This window comes from uncultured Parabacteroides sp. (genome assembly GCF_947855115.1).
Lineage (GTDB): Bacteria > Bacteroidota > Bacteroidia > Bacteroidales > Tannerellaceae > Parabacteroides.
The window spans coordinates 51675-71459 of record NZ_CANTZW010000004.1; the positions used below are offsets into that span (position 1 = coordinate 51675).

The following is a 19785-nucleotide window of genomic DNA, read 5'->3' on the forward strand; positions in this document are numbered from 1 at the left end:
TTACAATTATGCTATACAAGAAACTATATAGAAACTTATTCGCGGTTATGCTGGGTACGGCCTTTATCTCGGTATCCTTATTTACCGCCTGCGAAAGCGATGTAGTAGATTTATCGCCAGTCGACAAACTCTCCGACCTAACCGCTTACGAGACGGCTGAACGATGCGAGCTATCTATGGTAGGAGCCTACGATGCCGCGCAATGCGGTATGTATATCAACTCGGACAACGGATGGCAACGCGGTTATCCCTTCGGAGCGGCTGGTATAGAACAAGGAGAGATGAGAGGTGAAGACATGAACCTGACCGCTCAGTTTTATGATATCACTTATTCCTCTAACTATTCTGTATCAAGCACCAACAATGTAGCGATGTGGGAAACTTCTTTCGAAGCTATCAACCGATATAATACGGTTATGGAAGGAGAGAAAATCGCCAAGGAAAACGGAGTAATCGACGAGGCCACGGCTAATCAATACCAAGGGGAATGCCTATTCCTTAGAGCGATGACATACCATAATCTTTTGGTTCATTTCGCATTGCCAATCAATGCCGAGGGAAACAACAATTATGGCATGCCTCTTTATCTGACTGCCATTAATACGCCGGAAGCAATCGAGAAAGGCTTACAGATAGGCCGCTCGACCGTAGCGGAGACCTATGACCAAATTATCAAAGACTTGGACGAAGCTGAAAAGCTACTGCCGGACGCAGTCGCCGCAAGCAAAATATCGCGTGCGTCAAAAGGTGCGGCTATCGCCCTTAAAACCCGTGTATATCTACACATGCGCAACTGGGCCAAAGTTGTCGAGGAAGCTAAAAAAATGGAAGGTAGCCGCTTCAAGCTGGAAAGTAATCCGGGAACTCCTTTTACTGCCCAATCCGACAATAGCGAATCGATCTTCTCCATCGAGAACAGTACAGACGATAACCCGGATGTAAACGGTTCTATAGGCCAAATGATGTCGGCCCGTGACGGAGGCCGTGCCATCATCACCTCTTCTCCGACAGTATATAACTCTAAATATTGGACCAAGGACGACAAACGTCGCGACCTATTGTTATACCGGGCCTCCGATGATTATTATTACTGTGACAAATATCAAGATCCCACAAGCCAGGATGCCTGGGCCCCTATCATCCGTTATGCCGAGGTCTTGTTAAACGAGGCAGAAGCCGCAGCTCGCGATAACAACAAGGCATTAGCCCTAGAGAAGCTGAATGAGGTACGTAATCGCTCATTGGCCAATCCTGCGACAGAAGCTTATAAGGCAAGTGATTTCGCTGATATGAAATCTCTGGTCGAAGCCATTCTCTGGGAGCGCCGTATCGAATTCCACGGGGAAGGACGCCGTTGGGAGGATATCCACCGTCTAGCGGTCGATGATCTATTCCCATCCAAAGGTATTCCCGTTAAAATAGAGTACGCGAATGCCAGAGGAGAAGGAGCCTTCGTCGTAGGAGGAGAAGTAAAAGCCGAATGGTTCGGAGCAAGCAAGAAATTTATTCCTTATACGGATAAACGCTTTATTTGGCCAATCCCATTAAATGATTTATTAAGGAACCCCACGCTGGCAGCGCAACAGAACGCGGGCTGGTAAAACATAGACACACTCTTATTTCTAAACTATGAGGGGGTATATGGGAGGGTGAAACCGGGATGGTCTCACCCTCTTTCCTTGTAACAAGGGATCCGTCACAAAGTTAGTTTAACATCTCAGTCAAAAGCATACCCATTTATTAGATATAATAATTCACGGGAAATCATTATCTTTGCACTCTCTAAAAGAGACTTATTCGTTATTTCGTGATAAATACTAATAAATCAACGATATGATTCTATTCTTTCAATCTTCAACAAAGACGGTGCTGGCAGTAGAGGCTGAGCACGCTTTCTCACCTGAAGACACGCAAAAACTGGTTTGGTTGTTTAGCGAGGCAACTCCAGTACAATCAGAGACATTGGAAGGCTGGTACATAGGGCCACGCCGGGAAATGATTACCCCGTGGAGTACGAATGCCGTTGAAATTACCCAGAACATGGGCCTGACCGGTATTTCCCGCATTGAGGAATACTTCCCTGTTTCTTCCGGAGACACAGATCACGACCCGATGTTGCAACGCATCTACAACGGCTTGAATCAGGAGATTTTCACGATCAGTAAAAAACCGGATCCCATTGTCTACATTGAGGATTTGGAAGCGTACAACCAACAAGAGGGTTTGGCCCTAAGCCAAGAGGAGATCGCTTACCTGAACGAGGTAAGCCAGAAGTTGGGACGTAAGTTGACAGATAGTGAGGTGTTCGGTTTCTCTCAAGTAAACTCGGAACACTGCCGCCATAAAATATTCGGAGGCGTATTCATCATCGATGGCGAGGAAAAAGAGAGCTCCTTGTTCAACCTGATCAAGAAGACGTCTGCCGAGAACCCTAATAAATTGGTTTCCGCTTATAAAGATAACGTAGCGTTCAATGAAGGACCGACGGTAGAGCAATTCGCTCCCCTATCCGGCGACAAACCTGATTTCTTCGCCGTAAAAGATATCAAGACGGTTATCTCCTTGAAAGCCGAGACACATAACTTCCCCACAACCGTTGAGCCGTTTAATGGCGCCGCTACCGGAACAGGTGGCGAGATCCGCGACCGTCTGGGCGGTGGTAAGGCATCCTTGCCGATAGCGGGAACAGCGGTCTATATGACATCTTATCCTCGCACGGAAGGTGCTCGCGAATGGGAGAAGATACTTGATCCCCGTCCTTGGCTGTACCAGACTCCGGAGCAGATCTTGATCAAAGCTTCCAACGGAGCTTCCGATTTTGGTAATAAATTCGGTCAGCCGCTTATCTGTGGTTCTTTATTGACTTTCGAGCACACGGAGAATGATAAGAAATACGCTTACGACAAAGTGATCATGCTTGCCGGCGGTGTAGGTTTCGCAAATATGCGCGATGCCTTGAAGGGTAATCCGGAGCCGGGCGAGAAAGTGGTTGTGATCGGTGGCGATAACTATCGTATCGGTATGGGTGGTGGAGCCGTCTCTTCCGTAAACACGGGACAATATACAAGCGGTATCGAGCTGAACGCCGTGCAGCGTGCCAACCCGGAGATGCAGAAACGTGCGGCCAACGTGATCCGTGCGATCGCAGAGTCTGACGAGAACCCGATCGTCTCTATCCACGACCACGGTGCGGGTGGACACCTCAACTGCTTGTCTGAGTTGGTAGAGGCTACCGGCGGGCATATCGATATGAGCAAATTGCCGATCGGCGACCCGACTCTTTCTGCGAAAGAGATCGTAGGAAACGAGAGCCAAGAGCGCATGGGCTTATTGATGAAAGAAGAAGATGTGGCCCGTGTAAAACGGATCGCGGACCGCGAACGTGCCCCGATGTATGTGGTAGGTGAGACTACAGACGACATGAAGTTTGTCTTCGAACAAGCAGATGGCGTGAAACCGATTGATATTAAGCTGGAATATATGTTCGGTAAACCGCCTAGAACGGTTATGACAGACCATACGGTCACCGAATCCTATCAACCGGTTGTTTACAAAGAATCCGAACTTCACCATTATTTGGAGAACGTACTTCAATTAGAGGCCGTAGCCTGCAAGGATTGGTTAACAAACAAGGTAGACCGTTCCGTAACCGGTAAGATCGCCCGTCAGCAATGTCAAGGTGAATTGCAATTGCCGTTGAGCGACTTAGGAGCCGTAGCGTTGGATTACCGGGGAAAAGCAGGTATCGCTACATCTATCGGTCACGCTCCTCAGGTAGCGATGGTTGATCCGGCTGCCGGTTCCGTGATGGCAATCGCCGAGTCGTTGACTAATATCGTATTCGCTCCGTTAGCAGATAAATTGGAGAGTGTATCCTTAAGCGCCAACTGGATGTGGCCGTGCCGCAACGAAGGAGAGGATGCCCGTCTGTACACAGCCGTACAAGCCGCTTCCGATTTCGCTTGCAGCTTAGGTATCAATATCCCGACTGGTAAGGACTCTTTATCCATGACACAGAAATACGGTGATGATAAGGTGATCGCCCCGGGTACGGTGATTATCTCTGCCGGCGCAGAGGTGAGCGATATCAAAAAAATCGTCTCTCCGGTAGTAGCTCAAGATAAAAATACATACATTTATTATATAGACTTCTCCTTCGACGCTTTGAAGTTGGGTGGTTCCGCTTTTGCCCAGGCTTTAAACAAGCTGGGTGACGAGGTTCCGACCGTGAAAGATCCGGAATACTTCCGCGACGCTTTCAACGCCGTACAAGAGGCAATCGAGAAGAGACTTATCCTTGCCGGACACGATATATCCGCAGGTGGTATGATCACTGCCTTGTTGGAGATGTGCTTCGCCAACGTAGAAGGTGGTCTGGATGTCAACTTGGATAAGATCTCTGAAAGCGATATCGTGAAGATCTTGTTTGCCGAGAACCCGGGTATCTTGGTTCAGGTAAAAGACAAGAAAGCATTCGAGAAGTTGATGGAAGAGGCCGGCGTAGGTTTCGCTATCATCGCCAAACCGACCGACGAACGTCATATACTGGTATCGAAAGATGGTATCCAATACCACTTCGGCATCGATTATATGCGCGACGTATGGTATGAGTCTTCTTATAAGCTGGATGTAAAACAGAGTGGTAGCGTTTGCGCCGGAAACCGTTTCGAGAATTATAAGATGCAACCTGTACAGTACAAGTTCCATAAGGACTTTACCGGAAAGCTTTCTTCTTACGGGCTCTCCGTGGAACGCCGTACGCCGAGCGGTATCAAGGCTGCGGTAATCCGAGAGAAGGGAACGCAATGTGAGCGTGAGACGGCTTATGCCTTGTATCTGGCAGGTTTCGACGTGAAGGATGTTCATATGACAGACTTGGCTAGCGGACGCGAGACATTGGAGGACGTAAACTTTATCGTATTCTGTGGTGGTTTCTCCAATTCCGATGTACTAGGTTCCGCCAAGGGTTGGGCCGGTGGTTTCTTGTATAACGAGAAAGCCAAGAAAGCGATCGACAACTATTACGCACGTAAGGATACGTTGAGCATGGGTATCTGTAACGGTTGCCAGTTGATGGCAGAGTTAGGTTTGGTTTATCCGGAGTACGAGAAAAAGCATAAGATGGTTCACAATGATTCCCATAAGTTCGAGTCTAATTTCGTTAGCTTGGAGATACCGAAAAACAACTCCGTCATGTTCGGTTCCTTGAGCGGTACGAAGTTGGGTGTATGGGTAGCTCACGGTGAAGGTAAGTTCGAATTTCCGTACGAGGAGAAGGAATACAATATCATCGCTAAATACAATTACGACGGTTATCCCGCCAACCCAAACGGCTCTCCTTGGTCTGTTGCCGGTGTTTGCTCAAAGGACGGCCGCCATTTAGCCATGATGCCTCACCCCGAACGTGCGATCTTCCCTTGGCAGTGCGGTTATTATCCTGCCGACCGCAAGGAGAACGACGAGGTTACTCCATGGATCGAGGCATTCGTGAACGCTCGCAAGTGGATCGAGAATAATAAGTAAAAATAACAGGAGGGTATGTCAAAACTAACATGACCGTTCCCTAAAGTTACAAATTATAACTATAACATTTAAAAGGGTCGTATCAAGCTCTGTATTGAGTAGTGATACGACCCTTTCTTTAGTCTTTTAGGGTGTTCAAATTTCAAATTGCAAGTTCATATTTTCAAAAATTGAGTTTTGACATACCCTCCTGTTTCTATATCATCTTAAAGACTCTTGATTTCCTCCGTAGAAAGTCCGGTGGATCGAGAAATGATTTCAATAGGGACATTTAACGCTTTTAATTTTTGGGCAGTTTGAAGAACTCCCTCTTTTCGCCCTTCTTTTCGCCCTTCTTTTATCCCTTCTTTCATTCCCTCTTTTATTCCTTCTTTTAACCCCTCTTCCATTCCTACCTTTAACCCCTCTTCCATCCCCTTCTCTCTACCCTCGTCCAGACCTTCATCCCGGGCTGTAGTCAGTACATCCCATTGAATGCGTAGATTGTCCATGTGGCGAATATAGCGGGCCCTATCCTCAGGAGACATTTGATCCATTTTCAATAATATTGAGGCCTCATGCAAGCCTTTCGCCTTGGGGCGCTCGGCGATCTCACCGGTTTTGAGGTATTGTATCCATTCATCAATCGGAGTAACTGCCTTTTGATTGAACTCATCCACACGGATCACGTAATACTCAGGGAAAACATCCCCCGCATTGATACGGGAAAACGTTTGCTGTTGTTTTTGGGAGAGCCGCAACTCATCTTGGGTATGTACCCCCTTGAAATGGGTATACCCATGATAAATATAATCCTCGCCTTGCCCAAGGTCGAAATAAACGATATTGACAGAATAGACCTTCCGCACTTCTTTATATTGATCGCCAATATGAATATATTCAGAGATCACTTTCGAGGTACCGTACAGCATTCGCTGAAAATAGGCCAACTCCCGTGTATTCTGGATCTCCACGATAATCAGCTCATTCTTGCTATCACGAGCCAGCAGGTCTACCCGGTTGAACTTATCATTCTCATCCTCTTGGTTGGCCTCGCTTTCCAGCAAGCTCTCTATCCGAATATCCTCATTCAGCAGTTCGCTAAGGAATCCCTCCAAAACCACGAAATTCGCCTTTTGGCGCAACAATCGTTTTATAGCCCAGTCAAAACGTATATAATTATCTTTCATAGTGATATGTATTAAATGTGATATCACAAATGTAAGGAAAATAATAGACTTTACAACGAACCCACGATTTTAATATCCAAGCCGGCACAGGGGAATTATCGGTAACTATTACTTTATACAACCGTAATACCCCTGCAACACTCCGCTAATATCTTTGCCTCCGAAATTAATAGACACAGAATTTAATAGAAGAATCATGGAGAGATTATTTAAAATCAGAATCTTTACGGTTACGTTCTTTTTAGTTGTAGCCTCTATAGCGGCGAACGCTAAAGAGAGTAAGAAGGAAGGTGACAATTATCATGCGAAACAAATTCTCATCGTAGGTTTGCACGATAATGTGAAATCGAACTATTTCTACAATGGAATGATCGCGGAAGAGACCGGTATGAAAGCGGATAGTATCGACCAAACGTATAATACGATCATCGCCGAGAACATCGCCGCATCTGTCAAGAACGGAGACTGCAAGTTTATCCCGGCAAGCGCTACACAGGTAACCGGACAGGTATTGAACGAGATCAAGGTTAACGGGGAAAGCGAGGATTGTTATTCCGATCTCTCAGCCGTGCCGACCGAGGAATTACAAAAGGTATTGGATAATGCCGACGCTGATTATCTGCTAGTACTAAACCAGCATTATCTTAAATGGCAAGATCAACCGTTGCGCACGCTTTTCCACATCGTCAGCTATACCTTATTCGATAAAGATAAAAACGAGGTATATCGGGGAAATAACTTCTTTACCTGTATGAATCTTGAGAATCCGGACAAACTCAGAAAGAGCAGCCGCAAGAGTTCATCCAAGATAGCATCTACCATTATCAAGACCTTGGACGAGGACTAACCTTCTTCTTCATAGATACATTTATAATTTTCTCGTTGAGCCTAATGGATATCCTTCATTAGGCTTTTTTCTTTATTTAAACCTACACACGGATGTAATCCCTTTGCAAAACGGGGCACTTACTTTTGCGCCGTAAAAGATATTTAGGTTTAATTTTAAAAAGATTGTTATGAGGATGTTTAACAAACGTATTACTTACAGATTGCTTGCCTGTTTATTATTTTTTAATTGCTTGCCGGCTCTCTTGCTCGCCCAAGGAACGCAAGCGATTATCACGGGTACGGTCGTGGATAATAAAGGGGAATCGGTGATCGGAGCCACGATCCAAGTCAAGAATGAATCTACCGGATTCTTCACGGGCTCTATCACGAACGAGAAAGGAGAATACACCATCAAGCAGCTTCCGCTAGGTTCTCCTTATACCGTTACAGCGTCTTATATCGGTTATGGGGAACAGAAAAAGACAGGATACGCATTGAACCAAGGGGATATGCTCCGGGTGGATTTCGAACTGGCAGAAGAATCGGTGGAGATCCAAGCCGTTGAGGTGGTTGCCAATTCCTTGAAGAACATGGTTCCGAAGATCGGAGCGGCAACGTCTATTTCCGCTCAAAATATCACGAAGCTTCCGGTGAATGGCCGTAACTTCACTTCCTTGATGGATCTCTCTCCTTTGAGCAGCGGGGGAAACATTGCCGGACAATTATCATCCTCAACGAATTACACGATCGACGGTATGACAGCGAAAGGTACCGTAGCGAGCGGAACTACTTCCGGCGCTTATACGATATCCATGGAAGCTGTCCGCGAGTTTGAGGTGGTAACCAATCAATACGACGTGACCAACGGACGTTCCGGAGGCGGTACCGTAAGTGCCGTTACGAAATCCGGAACCAATACCTTCACCGGAAGCGTATTCGGGTTCGGCCGTGCCGATTGGTTATCCAGCTCCTACGATATACGGGGAAATAAATCGACTTCCGACTTCTCTACCTATCAATATGGTTTCTCTTTGGGAGGCCCGATCGTGAAAGACCGCGCGCACTTCTATGTCGTATGGGATCATCAACAGGATTCCCGTCCGATTTATATAGCGGATATCAAAACGGCGGCAGACGAGTCTCGCTATAATGTCACTCAATCTACGCTAGACCGTTATCTGGATATCGCCCGTACTAAATACGGAGTCTCCAATGATCCTCAATTCGGGGAGTTCGGTAAGAAGAAGCAGACAAACGCGGTCTTCGCCCGTATCGACTGGCAGTTGAACGCGACCAACTTGTTAACCATTCGTAATAATTTTATCAACGAGGATAATAAACAAAGCGAGAGCGATAACTCCAGTATCAATCTTTACGAGGTTTGGATCGATCGCAAATCGCATAACAACAGCCTACTCGCTACCTTGCGCTCGGTATTAAGCCCGAAACTCACCAATGAGTTGAAACTTCAACATTTCTTGGTTTACGAGGCCACGACCCCGAACAAGCAATTGCCTAGCTCCAATATCCCAAGGGCAATCGTTGAGAACGTGGAGTCTATATCTGGCGATAAAAGTATGTACACTTCTATCCAGCTTGGAGGTCAACGCTACGCTCCCGAACGTTTCAAGGATAATGTACTTCAATTGGTAGACAATATATATTATAATACGGACCGTATCAACTATACATTCGGCGCGGATTTCATGTATACCCATATGAGATCACTCTATGGCAGCGAGATGAACGGACGGTTTTATTTTACGGGATTGGATAATTTCGAGAACCTGACTCCTTATCGCTATGCCCGGGAAATCGCCTTGGTAGATGATCCTACCGTGAAAATGAATACCTTGAACTCCGCGGTCTATGGACAATTGCAAACGAAGCTTTTCACCGGATTCGAGGTCATGGCTGGTATCCGTGCGGATTATACCCGCTATTTCAACCACGCGAACTTCAACCAGACCGTTTACGATGAGTTGGGGCTGCGTACAGATAACGTAATCTCTACCTTTCAATTGCAACCCCGTGTTCAATTCACGTGGGACGTGAATGATAAACATCAGGATATTATCCGTCTTGGCGCCGGTATCTTCGGCTCGGATTTAAACAACTATTCCATGATCAACAATATGCTGTTCGACGGCACGAAGGTAGCGTCTGTGGATATACAAGGTAATTTGGTTCCGACACCGAATTTCCCGGCATACCGCAAAGATCCTTCCACCGCCCCGGGCGTTGATTTATTCAATAACCCGAATATCCAGAAGATCAGCACGATCAATATGAACAGCAAGGATGCCCGTGTACCGGTGGTATATAAGTTGAATGCCAGCTACACGCACTTCTTCTCCGATCGCTTGCGGGTAGGTATCAGCGCTTACGCTAACTGGGCACGCCATAATTATATGTACGTAGACCGTAATATGATGGACGAGCCTTACTTCCGTATCGCCGCCGAAGGAAACCGCGGCGTGTTCGTCCCTGCCGAGAGTATCAATACCGAGAACGGAGCGACCGACTGGATGCAAGGACGTAAAAGCGATAAGGTAGGGCGCGTGCTGGAATTGGTCAGCGAAGGAAAGATCAACCAATACGCGTTTGTAGTAGATGGTACCTGGCGTTATTTCAAAGATGGCGAACTTTCTTTCAGTTATACGTGGAACGATTCCAAGGATAACACCTCTTACAACGGAAACGTAGCGAACACGGCGACCCTGGCCTTGATGGTAAAAGACGATCCTCGCGATTTGAGTACCATGACTTACTCGGACAATCAATTCCGCCACAAAGTCGTATTCTACGGTACGGCTCCTTCTTTCTGGGGGATCAGTGTGGGATTACGTTTTTCCGGGATCGGTGGAACCCGTTACTCTTTGGCGGTCAGTGGTAATATGAACGGCGATTTCGTATCATCCAACGACTTGGCTTATATCTATGACCCGAACGATAGCAATACGCCTCAGTATCTCCGCGAGGGAATCCAAGCGATCTTGGATAATCCGGACGCAGAGAAAAGCGTAAAAGATTATATCCGCAAGAGCTTCGGAAAAGTGGCCGAGCGTAACGGTGGAGTAAACGGCTTCTATGGCACTTTCGATTTGCGCCTGAACAAGAACTTCAAAATCTATAAGACTCATTCTATCGAAGCCTCAGTAGATTTCTTCAACTTCTTGAATATGCTGAACAAGAACTGGGGAGCAGGGCACAACCTGGATAAACAGAATATCTATTCTATCAAGAGTTTCGACGCGGAGAAGAAGCAATACGTATATAACATAAACAAAAACACGGGTGTATCCAATATGAATGGAAATCCCTGGCAGATTCAAATCGGTATACGTTATAAGTTTTAACTAATACATATTCATATTCAAATCATAAAAAAGAATTACGATGAAGAGACTATTCTTATCATTCTCGTTTTTACTTGCGTTATCTACATGGATAGCGCAAGCCGCTACCGTAAGAGGTACCGTATCCGATACGGCAGGCAAACCGCTACAAGGTGTAGTCGTAACAGATGGTTATAATTTCACGCAAACAAATGAGCGGGGCGAATATAGCCTGGATTCGAACCTGGACAAAAGCCGCTTTGTCTATCTCTCCGTTCCGGGTGGCTATGAGATCGCGCAGACAAGAGGCATACCGGGTCTTTTCTATCAGGAACTTGATAAAAGCAAGGAGGTAAATGAACATGATTTCACGCTCACCCCACGGAAACAGACTATCGATGAGTTTATCTATCTGGCGATCTCCGATCCCCAGACCATCGATGAGCAACAAATGAAACGTTTCCGTGAAGAGACCATCCCCGACCTGAAACAGACCATAGCGCATTATCAAGGAAAAGAGGTCTACGGCATGGCATTGGGAGATATCACGTGGGATCGCATGGATTTATTCACTCCTTATAAGGAAGCGGTCTCCGCTTTAGGCATTCCGATGTTCTCCGTGATCGGTAATCACGACCACGATTTACGTTACCCGGCCTTATCCAATCAAAAAGTAACCGAGACAAGCTACGCCGAGCGTATCTACGAAGATCATTTCGGCCCTTACAATTATTCGTTCAATATCGGTAACGTACATATCATCACCTTAAAAGATATCGATTATTATAAAGACAAGAAATATGACGAGCGTTTCGGAAAAGAACAACTAGAATGGTTGAGAAACGACCTGAGTTATGTCAAGCCCGGGACACTTGTGTTCATCAACGTACATGCCCCGGTATTCAACCGGACAGACAAAGGTGGAGGAAACGCCGAGGACGCTGATAGCCTGAAAGAGATCGTTCGCCCTTATAATGTCCATATCTTCGCCGGACATACGCATTTCTTCGAGAACAACCCAGTCACGCCGAACCTGTATGAGCATAATATCGGAGCCGCTTGCGGAGCTTGGTGGGCCGGCCACGTGAACCGATGTGGCGCTCCGAACGGTTATTTGGTCGTAGAGGTGAAAGGAAATACCGTTACTTGGTATTACAAGGCAACCGGACACGGCCGGGATTATCAATTCAGGGTTTATAAGCCTAACGAATTCAAGTCGCAAGCGGATTATCTGGTAGTGAACGTATGGGATTGGGACCCTGCCTACCAAGTTACATGGAGCGAAAACGGCATTGAAAAAGGTCGTATGGAGCAATTCGATGATGAAGATCAAGACTATATCGACATGCACGGAAAACCCTCCGGCTATCATACATTACATCTATTCCGTTGCCGTCCTTCTGATGGAGCCAAAGACGTACAAATCAAGGTTGTTAACCGGTTTGGAAAGACCTTTACCAAAAATGTAACACTTCCGTAATCAAATCGTAACAAGCGGTATCTACTTTTGTATTGATAAAATGAAGAAAACTCTCTTACATATTGACTTTAGAATCATTACAAAGGAACAAACCAAACCTTATTCCTAACTTTGAACGGCAACCCGGCTTTCGGAGGAAAGCGGTTGCCGTTATTTTTCTAAGGGTATATTCCTTTCTTAATAGAAAAAGTTTCGAGTTCATTCGAAACTTTTGTACTTTTACGCAAAAGTTTCGAGTATGGACGACAGATTTAAGGCATTAGAGAAGTATAACCTATGGGGTGGAAACGATTTTCCAACAGGCTATAAACGGCAAGATTATTTAGATAGGATATTATCCTACACCGGAAACAGATTAATCAAAGTCTTGGTAGGACAGCGACGTGTAGGGAAAAGCTATCTCCTTCGTCAGCTAGCCAGCCATCTCACCAATAGTGGAGTAAATCCCCGAAATATATTCTTCATTAACTGTGAGCTATCCGCCTTCTATTTTTTGAAAACTCATGAAGATCTTGATTCCCTGTTTAATCTCTACTTAAAACAAATTAATCCTCAAGGTCGTATCTATCTGTTCATTGACGAAATCCAAAACGTAGAGGGGTGGGAACGCTTCGCCAACTCATACTCACAGGACTATACCGCCGAATATGAGTTATTCATCAGTGGTTCCAACTCTAAAATGCTATCTGGGGAACTCGCCACGTTATTAGCCGGACGTTATGTGGAATTTGCCATCTATCCTTTTTCATACACAGAGTTTCTTGGAATCACCCAAAAAGAAAATAACAAGGTACACTACCTAGAATACATGCAAAGTAGTGGTATGCCAGAATTATACCATCTATCTCAACCAGAAGTACAACGAAATTATATATCCGCATTAAAAGATACCGTATTACTACGCGATATCATACAAAGACAAAATATAAAAGACGCTAAGTTGCTTGAGGACATTTTTGTCTATCTGGTAAATAACGCATCTAATTTAATATCAATTCGGAATATCACCAATTATTTCAAGAGCTCGGGAAGGAAGACCAGCTACGATACGATCGCCTCCTACATTAGTTACATAGAGGATACCTTTTTGGTACATAAAGTCGAAAAATACCAAATCAAGGGAAAGGAGACCATCGCCGGGAATTGTAAGTATTACATCAATGACCTAGGTTTCAACAATTATTTATATCAAGGCTTCGGTTATGGCATTGGATATAAACTAGAAAACCTCATTTATCTAGATTTATTAAGGGCCGGCTATCAAATATACGTAGGCAGCATAAAGAGCAAAGAGGTGGATTTCGTCGCTATCAAAGGAGATCGGGTTATCTATCTACAATCCACTTATTTACTAATCGACAAAGAGACCATCGAACGGGAATATGCCTCGTTAGAGGCCATTGAGGATAATTACGAGAAGATCGTTGTCTCGCTCGATGATCTGCCGTTTCCTTCCAAAGAAGGGATAAAGCACGTACAAGCATGGAATTTATCCCATGCCATTCTCTAAGGTCTGAAAGACAATTTATATTCTGTAGTATTATATTTATAGACAAAAAAAACTAAGCCCCAGCAAGGAAACCTGCCGGGGCTTGTTTTTTATCCGTTTCCATCCTCACGGAAGTACTTACGGAATGAACTTTAATTTATTACTTTAGTATTAATATTAATCCATTCCCGCCTGTTCGCCCTCACGGGCTACTTGAATCACTACAACTCCCGCGGGAATGATTTTCGATTTATGTTATTATCGTCATTATTTTATTTAACGATTGCCTTAACGGCCTCCTCGCCTTCCACAGACACTACTACGATACCCGCAGGAACCGTGATCGTAGCGTTATCGGAAGTAAGAACCGTGTTAGCGATAGATTTGCCAAGAACGTTCGTTACAGAAACCATCTTGCCTGCGGCGCCTTGGATCTCGATCATACCGTTGCCAGCGATAACCTTGATACCTTCGGTAGCGTCAGCGATTGACTCGTTGGAAGTAGGAATACCTTCTACGATGTTGAACTTCAAAGCACGAGACTTAGAGCTTGTCCATGTCAACTTATCATTAACAGCATACAAATATCTAGCGGCAGAACCATTGCTAGTCAATGAGCGAACCACATACAAATCATCTGCATCTTCTGCCAATACAATCTGAACCTTGAAGCGATCCAAGCCACCTAACGTATTCACGTCATCAGCCTTAACAGCAATCTCTCTCATCTCGCCCTTGATATTTGTTGTCAAAGTATCACGGCTCTCATCAATTGTAGCAGCCTTGAAGATAGCTTTGGTTGTTTCCTCAGCCCATTGATATTTCTTGTCATACTTACCATCAGCTACATAATAGTTCACTGAGTCTTCTGCGTGGAACAAGAAGTTATCGTTCTTAGAGATATAGAATGAAGGAATAACGGCCTCCTCGTCTGTCACGTGCAAGTAGAAAGCAGTAGCCGCTTGGTTAACCAAGATACCTTCCTTGTTCTCGTTCATGGACATATAGTTGCCCAACTCACCCTCGAACTGTACATAACCTTCCTTAGCCGGATAGCTAATCTCTGGAGACTCGGCGATCAAGTAAGTTCTCAAAGCCCACTCAGTATTCAAATTATATGCATACAAACTATAGATATCCTCCGGTTGAGTGTAGTATTGTACATACTTTCCGCTATTATTTTTATAGCTACTAACCGCTACCACGGATACGATATCCTCATCAAATACGCTTGAGTTATTCGGAACGGTCGTACCGATAGCATTCACAGCAATCAAGGAAACAGAACCATCCACATTTTGCTTGATGATGAACTTGTCAGCTCGAGAAAGATTATAAGTATTGTCTCTTTCTAGTTGGTCATTAGAGTCAACATAGTTATTAGTTGAATTTGCCAAAGAGAAGAAAGACTCTGTCTCCTGTCCGTCTACCACATAACGTAATTGATAAGTGTAAGCGTAAACCACATCAGCCTTAGCCTTTACAGTTACATGGTCATTATCATTGTACACGAAACTGCGCTCTACTACCTTCATCGGAGTACTGCTCTTGATCAACTGCCATTGAGCAGCTTTAGATACTTCCGTAGCGAACTCATTATAAGCGTTCAAATGATATTGTTCTGCCACAGCAGAGTTCTCATAAACAGCGGCATAGAACTTATTAGAAGTCTCATAGCTGTCACGGGCAAACGCCATCGTCATCAAAGACTTATTGTCAACATTCAAGAACCCAGCGTAAGCATCAACCTCAGCTACCTTCTCCAATTTGATTTTCAGTCTGTTCAACGGCTTGTTATAACGGGGATCACTAGTCTCCTCATTATAAGTATTCTCATCTACATATACGGCTTGAACATCACTAAAGCTAACACTTGTAGCGCCAACACCTAGTTCATATACGTTTTCCTCACCCTCAACAGGGAACAATTTAGCCGTAAAGTACTCACGAGTCTCACGGTTCGTGAAAGTCACATCCTTACCGCTAACCTCCGTGATAACAAATTGGTAAGCAGGATAAGCAAGATCAACTAATGTTTGAGCCTTAGCTGTCCACATGAACTCATTATTATAGATATAGCTAGGAGCTGTTCCTGTACGAACCTCTACCGTATTAACAGTCAAATACTTGCCATACAAACTCTCGGCCTCACCCTGCGTTCCGCTCATGACACGGATGTTATAGATAGCAGCCTTAGCCTCCGTATTCAAGAAGTCAATACCATCCTTAGCCAAAGAACTAGATAACTTGAAGATAAACTGAGGAAGATTCGGAGCCGCAGTCTTCTGAGTAGCCAAATAATTCTTATCGCCATGACCCAAGATAGCCAATCTCATATCTGTTACCTCCTCATGTTTCGCATCGTTTGTTTTTGCCTTGTAACGGAAAGTTCCTAAAGACAACGCATACGGATAAGCAGACAAATAGTCTTTATTCACTGTGAAACAAGCGTTGTAAATAGATGTCTCTGTTCCTTGAGACTGCCAGCGAGCCTCGATATTGGCCGGATTCGTTTCTGTATAGAAATTAAAGTCGCTAACCTTTACGGTTGTCAGTTCAAAACCTTGACCATTACCGCGATCAACAGTCGTAGCCTCAACCGTATTCGTAGAACTTACCGCAATAACCGTATGCTTGAACCACTCTTGATAGGTTTCAGACTTAGGTTTATCACCCACAAAGAAATACATACCTGCAGGGATTGTCATCTTTACATAAGAAGGGATAGCCTTATCACCCAAGTCAACATTGATCGGAGAAGTCAAATTATAAGCGACAATTTTCTTGTCACCAAACAAATTCTCCTCAACAGCATCTTTAGTCTCAAAATTGAAACCAGCCGTGTTATACAAAGCATTCAATTCTGCGGCATCCGTAAATGTTTCATAACCCACTTCATAGAAATAGGGTGCGAATGTTCCAGAAGCTGTCACAGAAGATTTATTCGCAATATCCCAACTTAAGACAACATCACCCGGAGCTGCTTTATAAGCGAACATAGTCGGATATGTATAATTGCCTGAACCTGCTGGAGTCTCTGTAGCCGTATACTTATCGTCTGCTTGAGAATTTGCTCCAAATACGAAGTTTGCGTTACCAGTCGTTGCAGCCGTATTCAATTCCACCGCATTATTTGCCGCATTGATACGTAAGACCTGACCTGTCAACTCATTCGTGAATTTATAAGAGAAATCACCTCTTACACCTTCTGTCACCGATACAGTCCACACATAAGCCTTAACTGCGTCCTTGTCTTGATCATCAACCCTTCCATCGCCATTGATATCCGGATCAGCAATAGCACGTACACCTTCTTTCAATAGTTTTGTACCTGCATTTAATGAGGTGAAACCATACGCCTCATCTGCGGAGTTTGTAATCACATAGCGTCCGGCTTTCAATTCCGTTGCCGGTGTTTTCAACCCCAACAAGTCTTTAATTGAAGTCTGAGCAAAGGCACTACCGCACAGCGACCCTGCCACGAGCAGACCCGCCGTAAACAATGTAGAAATCTTTCTGTTCATAATTTAAAATTTAATATTAATAATAGTGTTAATTAAGCACTTAGCCACATCTTGACAGCAGACTGCCGTTCGAAAACGACTAGTCTAAACCATCGTCTAAATCTTGCGTTTTCAAGAGGCATGAAAGGAAAGTTCGTTAAAGGAATCGATTGTTTCGTAAAGGATAGGCTATCCTATTGATAAGAAAGCGGATAAGGGATAAAAAAAATAACGAAGAAGGGTTGCAAGTATCAAAGAAACGCGTACCTTTGCAAATGACGAATTTAAACGATCGTTTTTAACAGTCATTTTTCTACTAAAGAAAACTAACTTCACTGCCTATATTAATGTACGTGCGTACATTGTTATATTAATCATTGGTCTATATAAATAATAAATCTTCCTCAGAGGCAACCAAGGAATATTCTTGTGTATATCCGACTTCTAAAGTAAGTTAAGTTCATCGGCCAAGTAAGTTAAGTGAATCCGGCATGTTACTTAACTTACTTGGCCGATGAAGCTAGCTTATATAAACAGGCGAGGCACAAACACGAGAAGCTCGTTATTATATAAATGACGAGCACCAGACCTCAGCCTCATACTATTTGGCCTTGCCCGGAGGGCACCGGGGGATAGAGAACCTGTCGCACCGGCATCCGGACGTGACCCTCAAAGATTTACTCCCACTTTTTCCGGGTATCCCCGGATAAGAAGAATCCCACAATAAGCCGACCATTGGATCTTATTTTTAACAAGCTGATAATCAATATCATGAAAACACGTAGATATTTACGTTGAAACATGTACATGTTTTCCCAAAAAGTCGTACGTGTTTTTTGAAATTCACGTACATATTTTTCCGGAAACGACATAGAGACTGATAGGGATATTTGAGGAAATACAATAACCCACCTTATGGGATCGATCCTGTCATAAAGGATATTCCCGGTATTTTAAGGTTAAATCCATTTGGGTACGGTTACCCTAATGCGTAAACGGAGAGTGTGGTTGCGTATGAGAATACACATCCAATTGGTGGCATGATTTGTATTGGGGTCGGATTAAGTTACATGAAAAGCGCAGTCAAACAATAATCGAGATAAAGAAAAAAAGGAGCTAAGTTCTTACACTTAACTCCTCTTCTCTCAGCTTTAGTCGGGATGACTGGATTCGAACCAGCGACCACACGCCCCCCAGACGCGTACTCTAACCGGGCTGAGCTACATCCCGCTTTTATTTTACGGGTGCAAAGGTAGTTTTTTTCCGCTAAATGCCAAAACTTTCACGATAAAAATCAAGAGACTCCAAGATTTTTTCCTTGGTGACTGATTGGTTGATACGGACATCTCCTACGTTTCCCAGTAAAGTGAAATTGATGATACCCCCCTCATTTTTCTTATCATGCGTCATCAATTCGTACAATGTATCATAGTCCGTGCAATCGAAGAAAAACGACGGATAATACTCTTTTATATAATAAACGACCTGACTCACTTTCTCCATCGGAAAATCGCACGACTTATGCGAAAGATAAAGCTCGCTCACGATACCCGCCGCTACCGCATGGCCATGCAAGATCGGACGCTCTTTCCGGAAAGACAGGCTCTCGAAAGCGTGGCCGATCGTATGACCGAAATTCAATGCCTTACGAATACCTTGCTCTTTCGGGTCCTCAGCTACAATCCGCTCTTTCACGGCGACCGATTGGCCCACCATACTATTCAAATACGAATAATTCATGGTGTCGATATCATAAAGCATGACAGACGTGTAGTTCTCCATCGAACTAATCAATCCATGCTTGATCATCTCCGCATAACCGGAAAGAATATTATCACGATCCAACGTACGCAAAAACTCACAATCAATGAATACACACAAAGGGGGATAAAAAGAACCGATCTCATTCTTCAATCCATTGAAGTTAATACCGGTCTTTCCTCCTACGGCAGCATCGACAGATGCCATCAAGGTCGTAGGGATATTGATCGTACGGATGCCTCGCTTGAAAGTCGCGCCGGCAAAACCACCCATATCCGTAATCATACCGCCGCCCAAATTCACTAACAAGGAGTTACGGGAAGCCCCCTCATTAGACAAAATAGTCCATATCCGGCTTAAAGACGCTAGACTCTTATTCGTATCACCCGCTTCCATCGCGAAAATCGGAGCCTTCTGAAAGGCCGGTACTCCCTCTACCAAGGGAAAACATTTCTCTTTTGTATTCGTATCCGTGAGGATGAACAGCTTATCGTATTTTAGAGAGGAGAGAAAATCTTGCAGTTCCGATTTCAGGTCCTTGCAAATAACCACTTTTTGCTCTGACATATCTTTTCTATTTAAAACCTTAGACCACAAAGGTAAAACATGTATTCCGATTATCAAAACGACATAAAAAAATTCCTTCGGATGGAATTCTTATTCGATCCGAAGGAATCTATCATTGAATCCGAAA

The 19785-nt window shown here is 44.4% G+C and carries 9 protein-coding genes and 1 tRNA gene; 6 read left to right on the forward strand and 4 right to left on the reverse strand.

Going from position 1 to position 19785, the window contains the following annotated elements; genetic code table 11:
- Positions 1–8 precede the first annotated feature (8 nt).
- Positions 9–1601 (forward strand): RagB/SusD family nutrient uptake outer membrane protein, encoded by a 1593-nt coding sequence (locus tag Q0110_RS04680; protein ID WP_297903310.1) that lies wholly within the window; start codon positions 9–11, stop codon positions 1599–1601.
- A 232-nt stretch (positions 1602–1833) separates the two neighbouring features.
- Positions 1834–5523: a phosphoribosylformylglycinamidine synthase gene (purL, locus tag Q0110_RS04685; protein ID WP_297903313.1), complete on the forward strand. Its 3690-nt coding sequence runs from the start codon at positions 1834–1836 to the stop codon at positions 5521–5523.
- A gap of 206 nt (positions 5524–5729) precedes the next feature.
- Here purL and Q0110_RS04690 read toward each other — a convergent pair whose 3' ends face one another.
- A complete protein-coding gene (locus tag Q0110_RS04690; RefSeq protein WP_297903316.1) occupies positions 5730–6692 on the reverse strand; it encodes an Rpn family recombination-promoting nuclease/putative transposase in 963 nt (320 codons plus the stop codon).
- 196 nt (positions 6693–6888) lie between these two features.
- Here Q0110_RS04690 and Q0110_RS04695 point away from each other — a divergent pair, with 196 nt between their 5' ends.
- The 4 genes from Q0110_RS04695 to Q0110_RS04710 all read left to right on the forward strand — a co-directional run bounded on the left by Q0110_RS04695 (position 6889) and on the right by Q0110_RS04710 (position 13848).
- Entirely contained in the window at positions 6889–7539 is a 651-nt protein-coding gene (locus Q0110_RS04695; RefSeq protein ID WP_297903319.1) for a hypothetical protein, read from the forward strand.
- Positions 7540–7708: 169 nt separating this feature from the next.
- Positions 7709–10879, forward strand: a complete 3171-nt coding sequence (locus tag Q0110_RS04700) for a carboxypeptidase regulatory-like domain-containing protein (RefSeq protein WP_297903322.1) — start codon at positions 7709–7711, stop codon at positions 10877–10879.
- Positions 10880–10919: 40 nt separating this feature from the next.
- A complete protein-coding gene (locus tag Q0110_RS04705; RefSeq protein WP_297903325.1) occupies positions 10920–12338 on the forward strand; it encodes a calcineurin-like phosphoesterase family protein in 1419 nt (472 codons plus the stop codon).
- A 238-nt stretch (positions 12339–12576) separates the two neighbouring features.
- On the forward strand, positions 12577–13848 hold the full coding sequence (locus Q0110_RS04710) for an ATP-binding protein (protein ID WP_297903328.1): 1272 nt from the start codon (positions 12577–12579) through the stop codon (positions 13846–13848).
- A gap of 251 nt (positions 13849–14099) precedes the next feature.
- Here Q0110_RS04710 and Q0110_RS04715 read toward each other — a convergent pair whose 3' ends face one another.
- The 3 genes from Q0110_RS04715 to aroB form a co-directional block, all read right to left on the reverse strand.
- Positions 14100–17351, reverse strand: a complete 3252-nt coding sequence (locus Q0110_RS04715) for a DUF6383 domain-containing protein (RefSeq protein WP_297903331.1) — start codon at positions 17349–17351, stop codon at positions 14100–14102.
- A 1134-nt stretch (positions 17352–18485) separates the two neighbouring features.
- Positions 18486–18560 (reverse strand) — tRNA-Pro (locus Q0110_RS04720).
- 36 nt (positions 18561–18596) lie between these two features.
- Complete coding sequence (gene aroB, locus Q0110_RS04725) at positions 18597–19658, reverse strand: 3-dehydroquinate synthase (protein WP_297903334.1); 1062 nt, start codon at positions 19656–19658, stop codon at positions 18597–18599.
- Between the last annotated feature and the right edge of the window lie 127 nt (positions 19659–19785).